The following is a 21,548-nucleotide window of genomic DNA, read 5'->3' as shown; positions in this document are numbered from 1 at the left end:
GCGCGCCCGTCACTGGCTCTGGGCCGCAGCCGAGCGCACAAGGCGGATCGGAACGCCCTTGTATGACGGCGTGAAGCTGAGGGGATCGCGGGCATAGAGCGGGACCAGCGGATTGGTCTCCGGATAGTATGCGGCGCAGCAGCCGGTCGGGAACGAATAGGCCACCACGCGGAAGTTGCGTACGATCCGCTCGGCTCCATCGGTCGATACGGTGATCAGGTCGACGCGGTCGCCGTCGACCAGTCCCCGCTTCTTCAGCTCATACTCGTTGAGGAAGACCACGTCGCGCTGGCCGAACACGCCGCGATAGCGGTCGGACATCGAGTAGAGCGTGGTGTTGTACTGGTCGTGGCTGCGTATGGTGGTGAGCCAGAGGAAATCGGCATCGCTCTCCGGGTCTTCCCCGCACCCCGGAAACACCAGGAAGCTCGCCTTGCCCGACGGCGTCGCCCATATCCGCTCGCGCGCCGTCGAGGTGAGGTGGAAGCCGCCCGGGACGCGAATACGGGCATTGTAACCCTGGAAAATCGGGAACACCGCCTCGATCGCATCGCGGATTCGGTCGTAATCCGCAACGAATCCGTCCCAATCGACCACCGTGCGCTCGCCCAGCGTCGCCTTGGCGACGCCGGCAATGATCGCGACCTCGCTGCGCAGGTGTTCCGACGCAGGCTTGTTGCGGCCGCCGGATGCATGCACCATCGACATCGAGTCCTCCACCGTGATCGACTGCGGCCCTGACGTCTGGATATCGATCTCGGTGCGTCCGAGGCATGGCAGGATCAGGGCGGCGCGGCCATGGATCAGGTGGCTGCGGTTGAGCTTGGTCGAGACGTGGACGGTGAGATCGAGCTTGCCGAGTGCCGTCTGGGTCGCCTGCCAATCCGGAATGGCCGCGGCAAAATTGCCGCCCATCGCGAAGAAGGCTTTTACCTCGCCGCGGATCATGGCCTCCAGCGCGGTCACGACGTTATGTCCCGGCGCGGACGGCGGCTTGAAGCCGAAGCGTTGCTCCAGGCGCTCGAGAAAGTCTGGCTTGGGAACCTCGGTGATCCCGACGGTGCGATCGCCCTGCACGTTGGAATGACCTCGAACCGGGCAGACGCCGGCGCCTTCGCGCCCGACATTGCCGCGCAGCAGCGCGAGATTGGCGATCTGCTGCACGTTGTGCGCGCCGCGCCAGTGCTGGGTGATGCCCATGCCGTAGACGATGATGGCGCGCTCTGCCTTCATATAGGCGCCGGCGGCGTATTCCATGTCCTCGCGCGTCAGGCCGGACTGACGTTCGATGTCGGGCCATTGCGTACGCTTGAGGTCGTCGATCAGCGCTTCAACACCGACGGTGTGACCGCGAATGAAATCCCAGTCCAGGATCTCCGGTTGCTCGGCGGCGCGGGCGGCCTCGTCCGCCTCGACCAGGATCTTCATGATCCCTTTGAGGACAGCGACGTCGCCGCCGACCCGCACCTGGAAGAGCTTCGAGCTGATCGTCGTCGAGCTCAGCGTGATCATCTCGACCGGGCTCTGCGGCGCCTGGAATCGCTCCAGCGCACGTTCGCGGAACGGATTGAACGAGATGATCGATGCGCCCCGACGCGCCGCATTGCGCAGGCTGGTCATCATGCGAGGGCTGTTGGTGCCCGGATTCTGGCCGAAAATGAAGATGCAATCGGCCTTGTCGAAATCCTCCAGCAGCACGGTGCCCTTGCCGACCCCGAGCGAGTACGGCAGGCCGACGCTGGTCGCCTCATGGCACATGTTCGAGCAGTCGGGGAAATTGTTGGTACCGTATTCGCGCACGAAGAGCTGGTAGAGGAAAGCTGCCTCGTTCGAGGTCCGCCCGGAAGTGTAGAACTCCGCCATGTTCGGATCTGGCAGTGCCCTGAGCTCCCGTCCGATCATGTCGAACGCATCGCTCCATTCCACCGGGACATAGCGGTCGGATGCGGCATCATAGGCCATCGGATGCGTGAGCCGTCCGACCATTTCGAGATCATAATCATTCCAGCTGGCGAGCTCGGTGACGGTGTGCTCCGCGAAGAACTCCGGTGTGCAACGCCTTGACGTCGCCTCCCAGGCGATCGCCTTGCCGCCGTTCTCGCAGAATTCGAACGAAGAAGTGTGCTTCGGATCGGGCCATGCGCAGCCGGGACAATCAAAGCCCTGCGGCTGATTCATCCGGCTCAGCGTCGCCGCGCCCTTCAGCGGCACCCGCTGCACCAGAAGCGCCTCGCTGAGCGCCTTGAGTGCGCCCCAGCCGCCGGCAGGCTCACGGTAGGGACGAACCGATTTCTTGGTCATCTCGATGTCTCTCGATCTTGCGCTTCTCCGGGTCAGTTAACGATCACGCGGGCAGAGCCGTCTTTTCAGAACGAAGCCGAATTTCTCAATTGCACACGTTCGAACCCGGCTGGCTGGCGGCAGCAGCCAGTGCATTCCGGCAAAAAGAGCACCGTTCGCGGAAGCTGAAACGGCAGGCGGAAACTAGGTTGGGCGGTTGAAGCCCCGTCGTGACAGAGGGCTTTCGACATATTTTCAGGAGCGACCCAACATGTTCTCACGACGTGATTTGCTGGCCATGTCCGCGGCAGGCGCCGCCATGGTCGGCACAGGTGCGCAGGCCGCAAGCTTCGGCAATCCGGACGAGCCACCGCAAGGTGCCGTAAACGCCACGAGTCCGGGAAGCCTGACCGATCCCGGTCCCCAGAATCCCGCGCTGGCCAGGCAATTCCCATCGGTGCAGAGCCCGCCCGCGACCGATGTCGGCGGCCTGCCGATGGATTGGGCCTCCTTCAACAATGCGCCGAAGCGCATCCAGAACGGCGGCTGGGCCCGCCAGGTCACCGTTGCGGATTTCGCCATCTCCAAGGAGATATCCGGCGTCAACATGCGGCTGTCCGCCGGCGGCATCCGCGAGCTGCATTGGCATCAGGCCGCCGAATGGGCGATCATGACCTACGGCACCTGCCGCATCACGGTGCTCGACACCCAGGGACGCCCCTATGTCGCCGACGTCAAAGCCGGCGACCTCTGGTATTTTCCGTCGGGCGCGCCTCATTCGCTGCAGGGATTGGGGCCCGACGGCTGCGAGTTCGTGATCTGCTTCGATGACGGCCACGCCAATGAGTTCAACACGCTGCTGGTGACGGATTGGCTCGCCCATACCCCGCCCGAGGTCCTGGCGAAGAATTTCGGCGTCCCAGCCGAGGCCTTCGCAAAGATCCCGCTGCACAATCTCTGGATCTTCCAGGGGACGGTGCCCGGCGATCTCGCCGCCGATCGCGCCGCAGTCGCCAGGCACGCCGATGCGCCGCCCTACCCCTTCGTCCACTCGCTCGGCAGCTCGACGCCGGTCAAGGAGAGCTCTGCCGGAAGCATCCGCGTTGCCGACAGCAGCAACTTCAAGGTATCCACGACCGTCGCCGCGGCACTGGTGACGATGCCGCCTGGAGCGGTCCGGGAAATGCACTGGCACCCGAACGCCGACGAGTGGCAGTACTACATCAAGGGCAAGGCGCGGATGACGGTGTTCGACACCGGTCCGAACGCGCTGACGACGGATTTCGCGGCCGGCGACATCGGCTATGTCCGGCGCAATCTCGGCCACTATGTCGAGAATGTCGGCGATACCGAGCTGCAGTTCGTCGGCGTGTTCCGTGCGCCGCGCTACGAGGAGGTCTCGCTCACCAACTGGCTGACGCACACGCCGCCCAAGCTCGTCGCCCAGCATTTCAACATCGACGAGAAGCTGATCGCGAAATGGCCGGACAACAATCCCGGCATCATGCCCAAGTCCTGAAGGAAGCCGCTCAACGATCGCTCCTCAACGAGAAAGGCGCCGGCAACGGCGCCTTTCTTCTTGTCCGCTGCAGTTCCGCGGCAAGTTCGAGCCGTCTGGCCGTCAGTAGTGGTCGACCGCCGGGGCAGACTTGCCGCGGAAGACGCGGTAGCCGACCGCGACATAGAGCAGCATCAGCGGAAAGACGAACAGGCCGGCACCCCAGAACATGAATGCGAGACTTGCATGAGGCGCCGCGGCCTCGTCGATCGTCAGGACGAACGGGATCATATAGGGCCAGAAAGACAGGGCGAGCGTACCGAACGCCGCCGCGAAGATCAGTGCGACCATGTGAAATGGCCAGTAATCGTCGTGGCGCAGGACACTCGTGGCGAGCACGGCAGCGGCACCGGCCCCGATGAGCGGAAATAGGAACAGATAGGGCCGGTCGGTCCAGCGCTGCAGGATCGGAAGATGTTCGGCAAGCGCATAGGCGAAGACGACGATCAGGAACATCAGGACGCCGATCGCCAGCGGCGGGATCTGGCGCCGCGCGGCGTCCCGAACGAGGCCTTCGCACTTCCGCACCAGCCAGCAGGCGCCGAGCAGCGAATATCCGAAGCAGAGTCCAATCCCGCACAGGGCGGAAAAGGCGGTGAGCCAGCCGAACGTCCCGCCGACGTAGTCGCCGTTGGAGAATTGAAGTCCTTCGACGAGGGCGCCCACCATCGCGCCCTGCATGAAGCTGGCAACGAGCGAGCCCGCGACGAAGCTGACGTCCCAAATCCAGCGCGAACGGAGCGCCTTGCTGCGAAACTCGAACGCAACGCCGCGGAGGATCAATCCGAGCAGCATCACGATGACAGGGATATAGAAGGCTGACATCACCGTGGCATATGCCAGCGGAAACGCGCCCCACATGATCACGCCGGTAACGACCAGCCAGGTCTCGTTGCCATCCCAGACCGGAGCAACCGTGTGCAGCATCGTCTCCCGCTTCGCCTCGCTGTGCGCGAGGCCGCACAGCATCCCAACCCCGAGGTCGAAGCCATCCAGAAGGAGATAGATCAGGATGCTGGTGGCAAGAAGCGCAACCCAGAACGTCACCATGGCTATTCTCCCGCCTCGACGATTGTCGGCATTTTGTCGGCAAGCGACATCGGACGGTTGGGGACGGGAACCTCCAGCGATTTGCCGCCGAGTCCCGCCGGTCCGGCGCGCAGAAGCCGATAGATGTAGTAGGTTCCGAACGAGAAGATGAAGGCATAGACCGCGACGAAGAGGATCAGCGAAGCCGTGGCGGCCGACGCGGTCAGGAACGGCGTCGCGGCATCTGCCGTGCGTAGCACGCCATAGACCGTCCATGGCTGGCGGCCGACTTCCGCTGTGTACCAGCCCGTGAGGATGGCGATCCAAGGCAATGGAAAGCTGAGGAAGATGCCCCACAGCAGCAAGCGGCTGCGCTCGAGCCGATGTTTGAGCCCGAGCCAGGTCCCGAGCCAGGCAAGCCCCAGCATCACGAAGCCGCAGCCGACCATGATGCGAAAGGCAAAGAACGGGATTGCCACCGGCGGGCGGTCCTGCGGCGCGAAGCTGCTCAGGCCGACCTCCTTCGAGTTCAGGCTCATGCTCGCGATGATGCTGCCGAGAACCGGGATCGAGATCGCATATCTGTTCGATTCGGTGCTCGAGTCCGGGATCGCGATCAGCACCTCCGAAGCCGGTTGCTCGTCATGCCAGCGCGCTTCGATCGCGGCGAACTTGGCCGGCTGGTAGTCGTGAACGTAGTCGCCGACGAGATGCCCGATGAACAGCTGGACTGGAAGCAACACGGCCGCGAGCGCGAGGCCCATGCGCAACATGACGTGCGCCTCGGGCCGATAGGTCCGCCGCAGCACGTACCACGCGCCGGTCGCCGCAACGCAGAACGCGCCCGTCAGATAAGAGGCAAGCAGCATGTGCGGAAACCTGACCCAGACCACCCGGTTGAAGATGATCTGCGCCCAATCGTCAGGCACGAACTGGCCGTTTTGCAGGACATAGCCGGTCGGCACCTGCATCCAGCTGTTGTTGACCATGATCCAGAACGCAGACAGCGTGGTTCCGAGCGCGACCATCGCGGTCGAGAACAGATAGAACCAGGGCGGCACCCGAGGCCGTCCGAAGATGAGGATACCGAAGAAGCCCGCCTCCAGCATGAAGGCGGTGAATGTCTCGTAGGCCAGCAGCGGGCCCTGGATCGGCCCCGACATCTTGGACAGCACGCTCCAGTTCGTTCCGAACTGGAACGCCATCACGACGCCGGACACGACGCCCATGCCGAAGGCGACGCCGAAGATCTTGAGCCAGAACTCGAACAACGTCCGGTACACTGGCCTGCCGCTGTACTGGTGCATCGCTTCGAGCACGGTGAGCCAGGCGGCAAGCCCGATCGTGAACGCCGGGAAGATAATGTGGAACGAGATGGTGAAGGCAAACTGCAGCCGGGACAGGAGAAGCGCCGTCGGATCCATGGGAATGCCCCTTCTTCTCTCACGCTCGCGTCGCGGTCGCCGGTGCACATGCGGCCGGCTGCGGAATGTTTTCGACCTTGAGGACCTCCGCCGTTGCAGCGCGGATCTTGCGGCAGAAATCCGCGTCCTCGATCAGTGACACGCCATAGGACGGGATGATCTGCCTCAGCTTCGGCAGCCAAGCGCTTGCCGTCAGCTCACCGGCGAAACACTTCTCCAGCACGCTGATGGCGATGAACGCCGCGGTGGAGGCACCTGGCGAAGCGCCGAGCAGCGCAACCAGCGAATGATCGTTCGCGCCGACGAGTTCGGTTCCGAACTCAAGCAATCCGCCACGCTTGACGTCGGGCTTGATGATCTGGACGCGCTGGCCCGCGACCTGCAACTTCCAGTCCTTCGGATCGGCCATCGGGAAATATTCGTCGAGTGCCGCCAGACGATGGCTCTCGGACTGCAGCACCTGCCCGATCAGATACTCGGTGAGATCGAAATTGTCGCGTGCCACCGAAAGTAGCGGTTTGACGTTCGCGGGACGGATGGACTCGAAGAGGTCGAGCAGAGAGCCGTGCTTGAGGAACTTGCTAGAGAAGCCGGCATAGGGCCCAAATAGTAACGATCGCTGACCGCCGATCACGCGCGTGTCGAGATGCGGCACCGACATCGGCGGTGAGCCGACGGCGGCCTTGCCGTAGACCTTGGCGTGGTGACGTCGGTTGATCGCCGCATCGTCGCAGCGAAGCCAGATCCCGCTGACCGGGAAACCGCCATAGCCGCGTCCCTCTGGAATTCCGGACTTCTCGAGCAGAGGCAAGGCACCGCCGCCGGCGCCGATAAAGACGAACTTCGCGCGCACCGCCCGCGTCTCGCCGCTGTCGGTGTCGCGCACCTCGATGCGCCAGCGACCGTCCTGCTCGCGAACCAGATCGGTGACGCAGCTCTTGTAGTGCGCGGCGCAGCCCGGCTGGCCGACGAGATGATGGACCAGGAGATGAGTCAGTGCCCCGTAATCGACGTCGGTCCCCGTGATGATACGCGTGGCCGCCACGGGATCACCGCCGGTGCGGCCCTCCATCACCAACGGCGCCCACTCGGCGATCTTCGAGGGATCCTCGCTGTATTCCATGCCCTCATAACAGTGATGGGCGGCCATCGCCTTGAACCGCTTCCTGAGAAAGGCGACGTTGTCGGCACCGTGCACGAAGCTCATATGCGGCACGGGATGAATGAAGGATCGCGGATCGGCGATCGCGCCACGCCCAACGAGATAGGACCAGAACTGCCGCGACAGGTCGAACTCGACATTGACCTGGAGCGCCTTCGAGATATCGACGCTGCCATCGGGCCTCTCCGGCGTGTAGTTCATCTCGCAATTGGCCGCATGCCCGGTGCCCGCGTTGTTCCACGCATCCGAGCTTTCGAGCGCACAATCCTCGAGAGCCTCGAGCATCTGGATCGTGAGGGAGGGCTCCAACTCCTTGAGAAGAACCCCAAGGGTCGCGCTCATGATGCCTGCACCAATGAGGACGACGTCGCATTCGTGGTCGGAAGTTGCCTGCATGGCGCCCTCTTCGTTCAGTTGGAGTTCGCAGCTGTGCTCTGGATGGCTGATCAGGCCCGCGCCGGCTGCGGCGCCTTGGCGCGGAACGGCACTTCTGCTCCCGGCCGCAGCACCACGTAGGCGCGGCGCCAGGACGAATCGTCCGTCAACTTCCAGCTGTGGCCCGATCCTGCGGTGTCTTCGGCCAGCAGGACATTGCCGGGATGAATGAGGAAGTGATGACCGTCACGCGTCTGAAAATCGAGCGTTCCACTCAACGTGATTACGAGTTGGCGGACCGGCGCGGTGTGCCAGGAGAAGGCGCCGCCCGACTCGGTCTCCTGGAAGGAGACGCTGACGGCATCGATCTTGCCGCTCAGGAAGTCGCCGCGCTGGCCGGGCTCCAGCTCGACGAAACCCTCCTCGAAATGCGAATTGGCGTCCTGTCCAGTCCACAGACGTACACAGCGGATCATTACTTCTCTCCCCTTCAACCAGCCTTCGTACCAATCTTGATCTCGGCGACATAGGGTCTGACCATCTTCACGGGATCCACGATACGGTCAAATTCCGCCTCGGTGACGAAGCCGAGTTTCAGCGCTGCCGATTTCAGCGTGAGATCGTTCTCCATTGCGTAGTGCGCGATCTGCGACGCCCTGTCGTAACCGATCACTGGCGCCAGTGCGGTCACCAGCATCAAGGATCTCTCGACGTATTCCTGGATCTTCTTGCGATTGGGCTGGGTGCCTTCGACCAGGAACGTGCGGAAATTCGTGCAGCCGTCGGCCAGGATGGTGATGGACTGCGCGATGTTGTGGATGATCAGCGGCTTGTAGACGTTCATTTCGAGATAGCCGCCGGCGCCGCCGAACCCGACGGCGACATCGTTCGCCATCACCTGCACGGCGATCATCGTCAGCGCTTCCGCCTGTGTAGGATTGACCTTGCCCGGCATGATCGAGGAGCCGGGTTCGTTCTCGGGGATCAGCAATTCGGCAAACCCCGCACGCGGACCGCATGACATCAGGCGGATGTCGTTCGCGATCTTGTAGAGCGAGCCGGCGAGCGTCCGCAGCGTGCCGGACAGCTGCACCAGCGCGTCATGCGCACCCTGCACCGCGAACTTGTTCGGCGCGCTGACGAACGGCAGGCCCGTCAACTGCGCGATCTCGGCCGCAACGGCCTCCGCGAAGCCGGGCGCCGCGTTGATCCCGGTACCAACGGCCGTGCCACCGAGCGCGAGCCGGAAGACGCCCTTGAGCGCGTCGCCGATGCGCGTCAGATCGTCTGCGAGCATGCCGGCGTAACCGGACCACTCCTGCCCGAGCGTCAGCGGGGTGGCATCCTGCATGTGGGTGCGGCCAATCTTGACGATGCCGTCCCACTGGCTCGACTTTGCCGCGATCGCGTCATGCAGCGCTTCGACAGCAGGAACGAGGCGTTCCGTCACGTTCGTCGCGGCAGCGATGTACATGGCCGATGGGAAGCTGTCATTCGACGACTGCGACATGTTGACGTGATCGTTCGGATGAACCGGCAGCTTGCTGCCCAGCGGCGTGCCCGCGATCTGGCAGCACCGGTTCGAGATCACCTCGTTCACGTTCATGTTGAACTGCGTTCCGCTACCGGTCATCCAGACGTGAAGCGGAAACATGTCGTGGTGCTGACCCGCGAGAATCTCGTCGCAGACGTGGATGATCATCTCGTGAAGCTTGCCATCGAGACGACCGCCAGCGTAGTTGGCGTTCGCGGCCGCCTTCTTCAGGATCGCGTAGGACTGGATCATCTCGCGCGGCATGAGGTCTCTGCCGATGCTGAAATGTTCGAGCGAACGTTGCGTCTGCGCGCCCCAGAGCTTGTCCGCGGGAACGGACACTTCACCGAGGCTGTCTGTCTCTTTGCGGAGGTGGTTCATACCTGGTTCTCGTGGCGGTTGATCTCGGAACGCACCATCCCGGCGCGTGTAAATGATACGTTGCGCCCGGCAAGCCTGCTTTCGCGAACGAACGCCCCTTTGCCGATTGGCATGGCATAACGGTACACCGAGAAGAACCGCTCAGTTCTGACTGCGGCCGGATCGGCTCCGCAAGCATAGCACCAGAGCGCAGGCCGACAATGCGGTCGGCACCGCGAGACTGGCCGCCCCGAGCCGCGTCGTCGCATCGCCGCCGATGGCCGCGCCGCAAAGGAATATCAGGCAGAGTACGAGCATGGCCGCGCCGCCACGCAAGGCATCGCGATCGGACGCCGACACGAATTGATCGATTGCGCGCAACATGTTGCCCGTCACGGTGACGGAGAGATAGCTCCAGTGCTCGACCCGCCTGAAGCTGGCCGACTGCAGCGCGATACCGAAGGAGATTCCGAGGATCGCGATCGGATCAGGGATCCGATGCAACAATAACATCGCTGCCGCGAGGCAGACGATATGCCCAATGAGACAGCGCAACGGCACCTGGATGCGGATCGCCACCCAGGCGCCGAGAACAAAGCCGACGATCGGCAACAGATGGTGCGCCGCTTGCTGCCATTGCCCGGACAGCGCATCAATGCCAAGGAAGACGACGTTCCCGGTCTGCGAGCTCGCGAACACACCACCGAGCGAGAGCCAGGTGAAGGCATCGAGAAAACCGCCCGAGAACGTTAGCAAAGCCGCAACGAGGAGCGATCGTTCCGGAGCATAAGCGACGGCGCGCAGCTCGGCCGCGGCGTCCGGAGATGCGGCTTGCATCACCATGCTGATCGGCCCAAGGTCAGCCCTCCGCGCGCGGCGCAGCCTCGTCAGGCAGCAGAACGCGTCGCGGGTGCGTGAACACTCCGTATCCGTCGTCGCGGGCAATCGCCACAAGCGTGATGCCCGCTTCCTTCGCGGTCTGGATGGCGAGCGCGGTCGGAGCGGAGACGGCCACGACGACCGGCACGCCCATCATCGCCGCCTTCTGCACCATTTCGACCGAGACGCGGCTCGTCAGGAGCACGGCGCCCTCGCAGGCCGAATTGCCGTCGCGGAGGATCGCACCCGCGAGCTTGTCGAGAGCATTGTGGCGTCCGACGTCCTCCCTGACCGGGCCGATTCCGGTGCGAGGCGTCCAGAACGCCGCCGCATGAACGGATCGCGTGTGCTGATTCAATGTCTGGAGCGGAGACAGTGCCTGCATTGCGTTCAGCACATCCCGTGCGCGAAAGACGATGTTATGATCTTTCACCCGCGAGGGCGCCCGTCGCGCCTGTTCAAGGCTCTCGATGCCGCACAGCCCACACCCAACCGGACCGCTGATGGCGCGGCGGCGAGCGGCCAACGACGCCGCGCAGTCGCCATCGAGCCATATCCGCACCTCGACGCCCAGCTCGTTCGGGATTAGATCGATGCTCCTGATTTCGCTTCTTCGTCGGACGATGGCTTCGGTGAGGCTGAAGCCGATGCCGAAATCCTCGAGATCAGCGGGCGTTCCCATCATCACGGCATGGGTCGAGCCGTTATAGGTGAGCGCGATGGCGGTCTCCTCGGCAATCAACCGCGAGGTCGACCGCGTCTGACCGCTGCGCCAGGCGATCTCCGAGTGCCGTGTGAAAGTCGAACCCGTCATCATGGCTCACACCGCGTCGGCATGTGAAAACCCACCCAGATCCGCACCATCCCGGCGACAACGAGGAAGGCACACACCGCGAGAGACAGCGTGAACGAGGCCAAGACCGGATCATCGAGGATGAAGATTCCGGCCGCGCCGTAAACAACGCCGGCGAGCCGCCAGACCATAAATCCCCGCATGACGCGCACCGAGACGGCATGCACAATCTGGAAGATGCGCGCGACAGCCTTGGTGGCGCCAATGACCAGCATGGAGACGAGACTGGCAACCATCAGATTTGCGGACGCAATGCCACCGAGGACTAATTCACCCAGCGCAACGAACCAGCTCCATTTTCCGCTGGTCGCATGGATGGTTCTTCCAAGCGACGCCTTCGAGTTCGACATATCCGTCATGGCTTGACCCTTGCACGTCTGACCGCCCTCCCGGTCATGAATAGGCGCAAACGTACAGGCGAGCCCACGTGCCATCTTTCCCGAAAACGACGAAATTGTTGATCTGCACGATGCGGAGCGTTGGCGCCATGAGCTTGCATGGCACGAAGGGGACGTCTCACGTCGTCGCGAGTCGGGAGCACCCTAGGCCCCACGCGCGATCTCGACGACGGTTCTGGCTCCGTCGGGTCCGAAGCGAACATCCATCGTTCCATTCAGACGCGCAACGAGCATATCGACCATGGAACGGCTGAGTCGGGGCCCGCCTTGGTCGGTTGTCCCATTGTCGATGATGCAGCACGTGACCGAATTTGCCGTTCCCCAGACTTCGAGCCGGATGGTGCCGGTCCCCTTGAGAGAGATGTGGCGTGCCGAGGCGGTTATCAATTCGAAGACGATCATGCCCAGCAACCAGCAACGCTCGAAGCTTATGTTGAGCGGCTGGAGCAGCAGCGAAAGCGCGATGCCTTCATACGCGAGCCGTGAGCGGCTGATGGACCTGCACAATTGCTGGAGGTAGGACGCCAGATCGATGGTCGTAGCGAACTGGGGCATCTGTAATGCGTGGTGGAGGCACACATGGCTCTCCAGTCGATCCTGCACGGAAGCGAGCATCGCTCTCGCCTCCGTGCCGTCGCAGCGACCGGCAGCCTCCGACAGCAACTCGATCACGGACACGAGCTCGTCCTCGATATGATGGGCGGGCTGACGAAGCAACATGCGCTCCGCGTTCGCGCCGCTATCCGGCAAGAGCTCCGAGAGACTGCTCATCCTTCACCCGCCTCCCGGCCGAACGGCTCGCCTTACGAATTCGGACCGCTCCGCCCGGTCTCGTACAGGAACCAGATCCGCCGCTCCGTCTCGTCGATCCAGTTTTCCAGCAGGCTTGCGGTGGCGACATCGCCATATTCGTCGCAGAGCTCGTGGACCCGGCGCATTTCCCGTGTCAGCTGCTGATTGTCGCTGCGCAGCTCGGCCAGCATATCCAGCGGATCGACATAATCCGCGTCGTTGTCGAGAATGCGCTGCTCGCGGGCGATGTGACCGATCGATCGCAGCGTGGTGCCGCCGATCTTGCGCGCGCGCTCTGCGATATCGTCGGTCATGGCGAAGATCTGTTCGCCCTGCTCGTCGAGCAGGAGATGGTAGTCGCGGAAGTGACTGCCAGATACGTGCCAATGGAAATTCTTCGTCTTCAGGTACAGCGCGAAGACGTCCGCCAGCAATGCTCGGAGCGCGGCCGGAATGTCCCGGTTCGCATTGGCTCCCAGATCCGTCGGGCTTTGCAAGTCTGCTTTGGTCATGGTTGGTATCCTTGTTGGAAAGTGGATAGTTTCTAGCCCGAGGGCGGGCAGCAGGTCTTTCCGTGCCGAAGCATCGTTCCCGGATTGCACGTTCACAGGCGCGCCGAGACTCATTCGGTAGGCTTCATCCGCTGCCGCTCCGGCAGAGGCGAGATCGTCGCGAACACGCCATCGCGACGGACCAGGGCGTGGAACAGCGCCGCTGCCAGGTGCAGCAGCACAAGGGCGAAGAGCGCGAGGCCCAAATAGACGTGGACATCCCAAAGCAGCGTGTGTGCATGGTCGCTCTGCGGCAGCAACGCCGGAATCCGAATCCCGCTATACAGGACAACCGGGTAGGCCGCAGCCCAGAGCATGCCGAGACCAAGCAAGGGCATGACGATCATGAAGCCATAGAGCAGCAGATGCGACAATCGCGCTCCCAGCTTCATCGTCGCCGGAAGGTCGGCCGGCAATGGCGGTGCGCCGAAATGAAGCCGCAGCGCCAGCCTGACCAGGACGAGCACGAGGAGTGCGACGCCAAGCGTCTTGTGGATCAGGATGAGCGGCAGGTATTTCTGAGCCACGGTGGACACCATGCCTATACCGATGAAGAGCATGGCAATGATGCAGATCGCCATCAGCCAGTGCAGCAGCCGCTGGATCGGAGCGAAGCGTTGCGGGACATTGGTCATGGCTTGGTAACCTCGGTTCTCGGATAGTCGCTGGCTTCGGCTGCGCGAAGATCGTAGGATTTGCGGTAGACGGACGAGCGCGCCGCCGGGAAGGGATCGTCCGACACCCGGACTCCCTGCGGCAGCACGGTCGGATCGAAGTTGATGTCGCGGCACGGCCCATCCCGCTCGGGTTCAATTCGCTGTACGACCAGCGTTCCGACCTGCACCTTGCGCCGGTTCTGCGGCCAAGCCCTGCTGGGATCAGCCGTCGGATCGCCCGGCTCGGCCACAGTCGTGACCATGGTCCATCGTTGCGGCGCGGACTTCACCCGGGTCGTGATCTCCTGCTCGAGAAAATCCGGGCCGCGCTTCTCAAGCTCCGCATGGGCGATGGAAACAGGCTCTGCCGTGGGCACCAGCGACCACCGCACGGCATGCTCATCGCCCTTCGCGTTCGTGAAGACGAAGCTGCTGAGACTGTTGTACGCCTCCTCCGCATAGCTTCCGGTCCAGGGCGCCGTCTTGGCCCAGGCTGCGAAAGCGGCGAACTCCGGATTTGCGCTGATAAACGTCTTCATCGCCTCCCGATCCTTCTTACCGGCTGCAACCAGCAGGCCGTGAAACGCCTCGGGCGTGGAAACCGCAAAGAACGGCGGGTTGATCATCGCCATTCGCCACTCCTCTCCGTCCGCCGCCGATATCTGGAGTCCCATGCCGCGGACGCGCACGGTCGCATCCACCGCGTTCGGATCGGCCGTACCGAGGTTGAAACGGCCCAGAACCGGATAGCGGCCCTGCACGAACACCTTCGCGCGGGACAGCTCGACACCATTTCCGTTCGCTTCGAACATTCCGGTGAAGCAGATTCCCTTGGCGTGATTCCGCCGGTGCCCCAGCGGCGGGCCGCTCGGAGGCGTCAACGCTGCAATCATGCGATCCGGCGTAAGACGCCCCGGCGTGAGCCACCCGGCGGTATACGCAAAGGCGGCGGCGCTGCCGCCGACCACGGCGGCAATCAGAACGAGCCATCCAAGGCTCGAACGCTCGACTCTACCTGGCTGATTCATCTAGTCCTCTCGCAACGCGGCAGCCGTCCAGCGCTCTAAAGCGCGCAGCTCTCCGCTCAATCACAGGAAGCGAACTTAGCGGACCGTCGCCATTCCGATCTTCCCAAACGCACCGTCAATTTCGTGAAGGCACGGCGGGCCGCCTGTCCGATAAGATCGCCACCGATATCGCACGTGAAGTGGTTCTGGGCCTTCCCGGCATCACCCTCCCGACGTCGGGTCGCCGCGCGGTCGCGTGCGATCCTCGCCGGCAGGTACCTGGCGAAAGCCATCGTCTTCTCGCAACAGTGATGCACAATCACGGGCTTTGCGAACAGAGCGGCTTATATATCTCGGCACAGACTACAATTCTGGAAACGCCGTCAGCCGAGCAGCGATCTTCGCCAAGCGACTCTCCGCACGAGAAAGCAATGGAGAATCGCTATGAATGCATTCAAGATCCTGATCACCTCGGTGCTGATCTCAGCTGCGACAGTGTCGTCGGCCTCCGCCGCCTGGTCCTTCGCCGACCAGGAGCCCGCAACCTTTGCCTCGATGTATCCCGACCGCAACGTGCTGAATGGTGGCGCGTTGACCCCGGCAGGCCGTATGGGCCTCGAGCGCCCCGGTGGCGCGGCTCCCGTGTTTGGCGCGGTTCAGGTTCGCAATCACCACTGGCGCCGATGACAAGCCGAACCAGCAATCAAGTACAACTACCAGATCCAGATGACCATCGTTCATGCCTCGAACGGAGTACGACCGCGCGATGCGGCGTACCCGCGGCGTGGATATGCATGCATCCTTTCGTGCAACGACGAAAATGATCGTTCAATCGATACTGCCGATCCGGCGCGCGCATGCACATGTCTGACGCGCGAGCCTAGGCGTTCCCGGCGTCGCTTTGTCAAAGGAGATGTACGATGACTACACTGAAGCTGTTCTCGGCCGGGTTGATCGCTGCGTCCATGGTTGCTTCCCCGGCGATGGCGCGTGAAGGCAATACGAACGCGCGGCGGACGAATGTCGATGCCTACGCGTCGGCTCAACGTGTTCCGGTTACCTCCAAGCGCGGTTGCACGCGGGCTCCGGACGTCGGCGCCTATGCATCTGCCCCGTGGCGTCGCCCGCCCTGCGAGCCCAAGTCCGGCTATTGAGCGCACCGGCCGGACAACGCTGCTTCGGCAGACCGCAATTGTGCGTCCTGAACTGAAGCGGGTCGTTACGCGCCTCGGGGCCTTTTGGCTTACGCAGAAAAGAGGAATGGCAGCTCCTCATGCTGTCATTCCTCCAATTTGTTCGACAACTCTCGAGTCGATCGCTCTGTCACCGGCGCTGCACGGGCGATGGCTGTACCGATATCGGGAACGTTTACCGCCGCCAGGTAGAGCGGCGACGACCGTTTCGAGTGACGTATCCATCCTTCGCGATGGTCGCGACATGGCGATAGGGCGATTGGCGCTGCACGGCTGCCCCTTCAGCACCCCGGCGGCAAGATTGGCGAGACTCCGGGCGTCGGCGCCGCACCTGACGCGTTGGCCGGTAGCACCGTCGCAGGAGATGCGAGATTCATCGTCATGCTTTCCGCGCAGGTTGAAGTGTTGGGGCTGGGCGCGACGACAGCATTTGGATCAATGCCCGTTCCGACGTCGCCGCTGATCGCGGCCGGGATCGTACCCGGCGGCGGCCCGGCCTGCACTTGCGGGACCGAGAGCGGCAAACTCGCAGCGCTCGCCACCGCCCCGCCCGGCGTTGAGCTGCACGCCACCGTCACTCCGGTACCTGACGGCGCGGCCACGGAAATTGTCCCGATAGAGCTCCCGTTCTGTCCCATGACCGGTACGACTGGGACGACATTCCCCGCCGTCGGCGATCCCGTGCTCGATGTGGTCGGCATTGTCGGCATCGACGTCGCCGACATCGGAGACGTCGATGGTGGCGCACAGACGACGACCGTACCTGGCGTCGTCGGATCCGAGGCGAGCGGAACGGGTGCCAGCGTGGTATCGGGTGCACCTTGCACGGTCGTTGCGGAGAACGGACCCGGGCTATTGAGCGGTGAGGTGACGATCGCGCCCGGTACGGTCGGCAGGCTCATCGCCGTGCTGCCGGTTGTTGCGATCTGGGCTTTGCCCGCAGAGCAGCCGAGCACCACGGCGGCGAACGCCGCGCAAAGAATGCGGATCATGTCTGCCCCCCCTGGCTCACCTCATCCTTGCGAATGGAGACGTGGCTGCCCTCCGCCAGATTGACCGCCGGATTGAGCACGACCTGGTCGCCGGGCCGCACACCCTCGCGTACTTCGACCGACGTGCCGAAATCTCGTGCGATCGAGACCTTCTGCAAGTGAACGGTGCCGTTGCGCACGACTGCGACATGCAGGCCGTTCTGGTCGAAGACCAGCGCATCGGCCGGAATGGACATCGACGGCGTCTTGCGCGGGATCGACAGTTCGACCGTACAGTAGATGCCGGGGCTCAAGGCGCCGTCGGGATTGGGTACGTCGATCTCGGTCAGCAGCGTGCGGCTTCCCGGCTGCAACGCAGTCGCGATACGCGTGACCTTCCCTGGAAATACCCGATCTGGGATTTCGGGAACGTGAATTTCGGCCTCGACGCCCGGCGCGACGCCGAAGGCCTCGTCCTGCGGCACGAAGACTTGCGTTCGAATCACGTTTGAATGCATCAGCGTGAACATGAAGGTCGATCCGGCCTGGACGAGGCTGCCATTGTCCACGTTGCGTTGCGTGATCACACCGTCGAACGGTGCCATCACGCGCTGGTAGGCTTTCTCCTGCTGAAGGACACGAATCTGCGCCTCCTGCGCCGTGATGTTTGACTGGGCGACGCTCACGGCCGCCTGCTGGGCGCGCAGGGTGAGACGGTCGTTGTCGCCTTGCTGAGCCGTCAACCAGCCCTGCTTGACCAGATTGCTGTCCCGCGCATTGGTGACGTCGGCAAGCTCACGACTCGCCTGCGCCTGCTGTAACGCCGCCTGGTTCTGCGCGAGCGTCGCCTCCGCCTGCGCGATCTGCTGGTCGAGTTCCGGCGCGGTGATCTCCGCAAGGAGATCGCCCTTCTTCACGTGATCGCCGATGTCGACGTAGCGCTTCTCGATGTAGCCGCTGGCCCGTGCGAAGATGTTCGCCGCCTCGAATGCCGTCGTCGTCGCCGGAAGGGTGACCTTCGCGAACTCGGCGCTGGCGCGGACCGTCGCCACCCGAACCTCCGGAACGGCGGTCCTGATCTGCTCTGACGATACAGCCAGATCGCGTGCGGCCTGATAATGGCGCCAGCCGCCCACGCCGAGACCGCCGACAAGGAGCAGGAACATGGCGCCGCCGAGCCATACGCCGCCGTACCGGCGGCGCGGTCGTGCGTCCTTGCCTGGCAGCTCCACGATGCGGCCGCTTTCCGCATCGGCCCGATCACTCACGTCGTGGCTGTTGGTCCGCACGCGAACATCGCTCATTCCGGTGACTCCTCGAACACGCCGTGGTGAGGCTTGCCGTCGTTGCGCTTGCGCAGCCAGGCGAAGAGATAGGGCACGATCAGCAATGTCGTCGGCGTTGCGAACAGCAGCCCGCCGATGACGGCACGGGCGAGCGCCGCGTTCTGCTCCTCGCCCGGGCCTCCGATCGCCATCGGGATCATGCCCACGATCATCGCGGCAGCCGTCATCAACACGGGGCGGATTCGCGTACGACCCGCGCTCAGCGCGGCCTCGAACGCGGTGTGCCCGTTCAATTGCGCGTCACGCGCGAAGGTCACCAGCAGGATGGAGTTGGCCGATGCGACGCCGACGGCCATGATCGCGCCCATCAGCGAAGGCACGTTCAGGGTCGTCCCCGTGATGAACAGCATCGTCACGATACCGCATAAAGTCGCGGGCAGCGCCATGATGACGACAAAGGGGTCGCCGAAGTTCTGGTAGTTCACGACCATCAGCAGATAGACCAGGATGGCGGCAAACAGCAGCCCGATCCCGAGATCGCGGAACGATTGACGCATGCTCTGGATCTGCCCCAAAACCTCAATCGAATTTCCCGGCTGGAGCTGCTTTTGAAACGTCGAGGTGACCTTGTCGATATCGGCCGAGACGCTGCCGAGATCGCGCCCCTGCACGCTCGCATAGACGTCAAACACCGGCTGAACGTTTGCTTGGTTCAAATTGGTGGGCACGGTCCCTCGCTTGAAAGTCGCGACATTGCTGAGCAGGCCGGGCACCGTCTGCCCGCTTGCCGCCGACGAGGCCGACACCGGCGTGTTCCCCAGCGCGTTGAGCGAGTTGGCCCGGTACTCCGGCGTCTGAACGGCAAGATAATAGGGGATGCCCGACGTCGGATCGGTCCAGAAATTCGGCGAGACCTGGGCGGACGAGCTGAGGCTGACATTGATGTTGGTTGCCACCGTGCTGGCATTGAGCCCCAGCTGTGCGGCCCTTGTGCGGTCGATGTCGGCGTAGAATGCGGGAGCGTCGACCTCCTGTTGAAGATGCGCGTCGACGACTCCCGGAATGGCAGCCAGGCTCTTTTGCAGCTCCTTCGCCACGGACAGGTTGTTGGCGCCGTAACCGACGGTGCGGACGTCGATTTGCGCCGGCAGGCCGAAATTCAGGATCTGGGTGACGATATCCGCCGCCTGGAAATAGAAGACGTCCTCGGGGAATGCCGCCGGCAAGGCCTGGCGCAGCTTCCTGACGTAATCTGCGGTCGGCCTGTGGCCGTCCTTGAGCGATACGAGGATCGTGCCGTCGTTCACTCCTATCGTCGAACCGTCGGTGAAGGCCAGATTGTAGGGACGCGCCGGCAGACCGATATTGTCTACGATCAGCCCACGATCTCGGTCCGGAATGACTTCGCGGATCTTGTCCTCGACCGCCTGGAAGATGGCCTCGGTGCGCTCGATCCGGGTCCCCGCGCGCGCACGGACGTGGAGCTGGATCTGACCGCCGTCGATCAGGGGATAGAAGTCCCTGCCCACATAGACGAACATGACGGCCCCGAGCGCCAGCACGAGCGCGGCAGCGATCGGAACGATGCTGCGACTCCGGAGCAGGGTCGCCAGAAATTCGGAATAGCCGTCGCGCAGGCCCTCGAAGCCGCGCTCGAACGCGGCGGACGCGCGCGAAAACGTCCCGGACGAACGCTGGCCCTCACCATGGCGCTGCTCGCCCTTCAACAGCAGACCGATCGTGATCGGCGTGAGAGTCCGCGACAGCGCGTACGACGCCAGCATGGCAAACACCACCGCAAGGCCGAGCGGTGTGAAGAGGTATTTGGCCGGTCCTTCGAGGAATACGACAGAGGTGAAGACGCAACTGATGGCGAGCGTGGAGACGAGCGTCGGTACCGCGATTTCGGCCGCGCCGTGCAGCGTCGCTTGCGACAGTGGCATCCCCTCCTCGGTCCAGAGCCGATGCGTGTTCTCGATCGTCACCGTCGAATCGTCGACCAGGATGCCCACCGCGAGCGCCAGCCCACCCAGCGTCATCGTGTTGAGGGTCTCGCCAAGGAAATGCAGGACGATCAGCGAAGACAGCATCGCGAGCGGGATGGAGATCAGGACCACGAGCGTCGACCGCCACGATCCCAGAAATACCAGGATCATCAACGCCGTGAGACCTGCCGCGATCGCGCCTTCGCGCAGCACACCATCGACGGAGTGGGTAACGAAGATCGATTGGTCGAACAATTCGGTGATCTTCAGCCCGGCTGGCGCCGATGCCCGGATCGATTTCAGGGCCTGCTTGACCCCGTTGACGACGGCAAGCGTCGAGGCGTTACCGTTCTTGATCACGCTCAGCAGAACCGAACGGTGACCATCCTCGCGCACGATATTCTGCTGGACCTGCGATCCGTCCCGAACCTGAGCGACATCCTTCAGCAGGATCGTCGCGCCATTCGCGAACTTGACCGGGATCATGTTGAGATCCTTGATCGAGGCCGGCGTCGCGTTGGTTCGCACAGTGTACTGGGTATCGCCGATCTTCGCCGTTCCTGTCGGCAGCGTCAGGTTCTGGGTATTCACCGCATTGACGATGTCGAGCGGCGTCAATCCGCGCGACAACAGCTTGTTCGGGTCGATGTCGACCATGATCTGGCGATACTTGCCACCCGCAGGTGTCGGCAGCGTCACTCCTGGAACGGGAGCCAGTTGCTGCCGGATCCGGTAAATGCCAAAATCGTAAAGCTGCTGCTCGTTCAATTTGTTGGACTCGAGGCTGAGCTGCAGTACCGGCACGCTCGACGCATTGAACTGCACGATGACGGGCGGCTGAATGCCCGGCGGCATCAGAGCGCGGATGGCGTTCGTTGCCGATACGATCTGCGAGATCGCGAGATCCAGATTGACGTCCGGCTGGAAGTAGATCTTTTGAACCGACAAGCCATTGAGCGTCTGCGCTTCAATGTTCTTGATGCCGCTGACATTGGCGCTGATCGAATACTGGCTGTACGTGGAGACGCGCTGCTCCATCTCCGGGGTCGAGAGACCGGTATAGCTCCAGATGACCGTGACGACGGGGATGCGGATCTCGGGAAAGATGTCCGTCGGCATCGACCAGACCGAGATGCCGCCTAGAAACAGGATCAGCGCCGCGAGCACATAGAATGTGTGCGGAAACCGGAGCGCAAAGCGGACAATTCCCATGACGACGACTACCTGCAGCAGGTTGCGGGAGATCTCAGTTCAG

Annotated in this window: 19 protein-coding genes; 3 read left to right on the top strand and 16 right to left on the bottom strand. The window is 63.1% G+C overall.

The window, feature by feature from the left end:
- Positions 1 to 9: 9 nt before the first annotated feature.
- The gene (locus EHH60_RS05780; protein ID WP_124158514.1) at positions 10 to 2,301 is read right to left on the bottom strand and encodes an FdhF/YdeP family oxidoreductase; all 2,292 of its coding nucleotides are present in this window, start codon (positions 2,299 to 2,301) and stop codon (positions 10 to 12) included.
- 250 nt (positions 2,302 to 2,551) lie between these two features.
- Here EHH60_RS05780 and EHH60_RS05775 point away from each other — a divergent pair, with 250 nt between their 5' ends.
- Complete coding sequence (locus EHH60_RS05775) at positions 2,552 to 3,799, top strand: cupin domain-containing protein (RefSeq protein ID WP_124158513.1); 1,248 nt, start codon at positions 2,552 to 2,554, stop codon at positions 3,797 to 3,799.
- 102 nt (positions 3,800 to 3,901) lie between these two features.
- Here EHH60_RS05775 and cydB read toward each other — a convergent pair whose 3' ends face one another.
- The 12 genes from cydB to EHH60_RS05715 all read right to left on the bottom strand — a co-directional run bounded on the left by cydB (position 3,902) and on the right by EHH60_RS05715 (position 14,879).
- Positions 3,902 to 4,888, bottom strand: a complete 987-nt coding sequence (cydB, locus tag EHH60_RS05770; protein WP_124158512.1) for a cytochrome d ubiquinol oxidase subunit II — start codon at positions 4,886 to 4,888, stop codon at positions 3,902 to 3,904.
- 2 nt (positions 4,889 to 4,890) lie between these two features.
- Positions 4,891 to 6,291, bottom strand: coding sequence for a cytochrome ubiquinol oxidase subunit I (locus EHH60_RS05765; RefSeq protein WP_124158511.1), 1,401 nt, complete (start codon positions 6,289 to 6,291; stop codon positions 4,891 to 4,893).
- Positions 6,292 to 6,310: 19 nt separating this feature from the next.
- Positions 6,311 to 7,849, bottom strand: a complete 1,539-nt coding sequence (gene mqo / locus EHH60_RS05760) for a malate dehydrogenase (quinone) (RefSeq protein ID WP_124158510.1) — start codon at positions 7,847 to 7,849, stop codon at positions 6,311 to 6,313.
- 50 nt (positions 7,850 to 7,899) lie between these two features.
- The gene (locus EHH60_RS05755) at positions 7,900 to 8,304 is read right to left on the bottom strand and encodes a cupin domain-containing protein (protein WP_124158509.1); all 405 of its coding nucleotides are present in this window, start codon (positions 8,302 to 8,304) and stop codon (positions 7,900 to 7,902) included.
- Positions 8,305 to 8,318: 14 nt separating this feature from the next.
- On the bottom strand, positions 8,319 to 9,743 hold the full coding sequence (fumC, locus tag EHH60_RS05750; protein WP_124158508.1) for a class II fumarate hydratase: 1,425 nt from the start codon (positions 9,741 to 9,743) through the stop codon (positions 8,319 to 8,321).
- Between the two features lie 141 nt (positions 9,744 to 9,884).
- The gene (locus EHH60_RS05745; RefSeq protein WP_245454406.1) at positions 9,885 to 10,559 is read right to left on the bottom strand and encodes a YoaK family protein; all 675 of its coding nucleotides are present in this window, start codon (positions 10,557 to 10,559) and stop codon (positions 9,885 to 9,887) included.
- A 22-nt stretch (positions 10,560 to 10,581) separates the two neighbouring features.
- Entirely contained in the window at positions 10,582 to 11,418 is an 837-nt protein-coding gene (gene fdhD, locus EHH60_RS05740) for a formate dehydrogenase accessory sulfurtransferase FdhD (protein WP_124158506.1), read from the bottom strand.
- Positions 11,415 to 11,813, bottom strand: a complete 399-nt coding sequence (locus EHH60_RS05735) for an HdeD family acid-resistance protein (protein WP_245454405.1) — start codon at positions 11,811 to 11,813, stop codon at positions 11,415 to 11,417. The genes fdhD and EHH60_RS05735 overlap by 4 nt, the downstream gene beginning before the upstream one ends.
- A 183-nt stretch (positions 11,814 to 11,996) precedes the next feature.
- A complete protein-coding gene (locus tag EHH60_RS05730) occupies positions 11,997 to 12,623 on the bottom strand; it encodes a histidine kinase dimerization/phosphoacceptor domain -containing protein (protein WP_124158505.1) in 627 nt (208 codons plus the stop codon).
- Between the two features lie 32 nt (positions 12,624 to 12,655).
- Complete coding sequence (locus EHH60_RS05725; protein ID WP_199751356.1) at positions 12,656 to 13,156, bottom strand: Dps family protein; 501 nt, start codon at positions 13,154 to 13,156, stop codon at positions 12,656 to 12,658.
- Between the two features lie 110 nt (positions 13,157 to 13,266).
- The gene (locus EHH60_RS05720) at positions 13,267 to 13,830 is read right to left on the bottom strand and encodes a cytochrome b (RefSeq protein ID WP_124158504.1); all 564 of its coding nucleotides are present in this window, start codon (positions 13,828 to 13,830) and stop codon (positions 13,267 to 13,269) included.
- On the bottom strand, positions 13,827 to 14,879 hold the full coding sequence (locus EHH60_RS05715) for a catalase family peroxidase (protein ID WP_124158503.1): 1,053 nt from the start codon (positions 14,877 to 14,879) through the stop codon (positions 13,827 to 13,829). The genes EHH60_RS05720 and EHH60_RS05715 overlap by 4 nt, the downstream gene beginning before the upstream one ends.
- A 423-nt stretch (positions 14,880 to 15,302) precedes the next feature.
- Here EHH60_RS05715 and EHH60_RS05710 point away from each other — a divergent pair, with 423 nt between their 5' ends.
- Positions 15,303 to 15,545, top strand: coding sequence for a hypothetical protein (locus EHH60_RS05710; RefSeq protein ID WP_124158502.1), 243 nt, complete (start codon positions 15,303 to 15,305; stop codon positions 15,543 to 15,545).
- 233 nt (positions 15,546 to 15,778) lie between these two features.
- Entirely contained in the window at positions 15,779 to 16,012 is a 234-nt protein-coding gene (locus EHH60_RS05705) for a hypothetical protein (RefSeq protein WP_124158501.1), read from the top strand.
- 320 nt (positions 16,013 to 16,332) lie between these two features.
- Here EHH60_RS05705 and EHH60_RS37070 read toward each other — a convergent pair whose 3' ends face one another.
- The 3 genes from EHH60_RS37070 to EHH60_RS05690 are packed head-to-tail and all read right to left on the bottom strand — an operon-like array spanning position 16,333 to position 21,505.
- Positions 16,333 to 17,043, bottom strand: coding sequence for a hypothetical protein (locus tag EHH60_RS37070; RefSeq protein WP_158626715.1), 711 nt, complete (start codon positions 17,041 to 17,043; stop codon positions 16,333 to 16,335).
- Positions 17,040 to 18,326, bottom strand: a complete 1,287-nt coding sequence (locus EHH60_RS05695) for an efflux RND transporter periplasmic adaptor subunit (RefSeq protein ID WP_124158499.1) — start codon at positions 18,324 to 18,326, stop codon at positions 17,040 to 17,042. The genes EHH60_RS37070 and EHH60_RS05695 overlap by 4 nt, the downstream gene beginning before the upstream one ends.
- The gene (locus EHH60_RS05690; protein ID WP_124158498.1) at positions 18,323 to 21,505 is read right to left on the bottom strand and encodes an efflux RND transporter permease subunit; all 3,183 of its coding nucleotides are present in this window, start codon (positions 21,503 to 21,505) and stop codon (positions 18,323 to 18,325) included. Before EHH60_RS05690 ends, EHH60_RS05695 begins: the two co-directional genes overlap by 4 nt.
- Positions 21,506 to 21,548: the final 43 nt, after the last annotated feature.

Origin of the sequence: Bradyrhizobium sp. RP6 (assembly GCF_003837805.1) — a bacterium.
Classification (GTDB): Bacteria; Pseudomonadota; Alphaproteobacteria; order Rhizobiales; family Xanthobacteraceae; genus Bradyrhizobium.
Note: the sequence above shows the minus strand (reverse complement) of the source record. Positions and strands in the feature narration are given on the sequence as shown.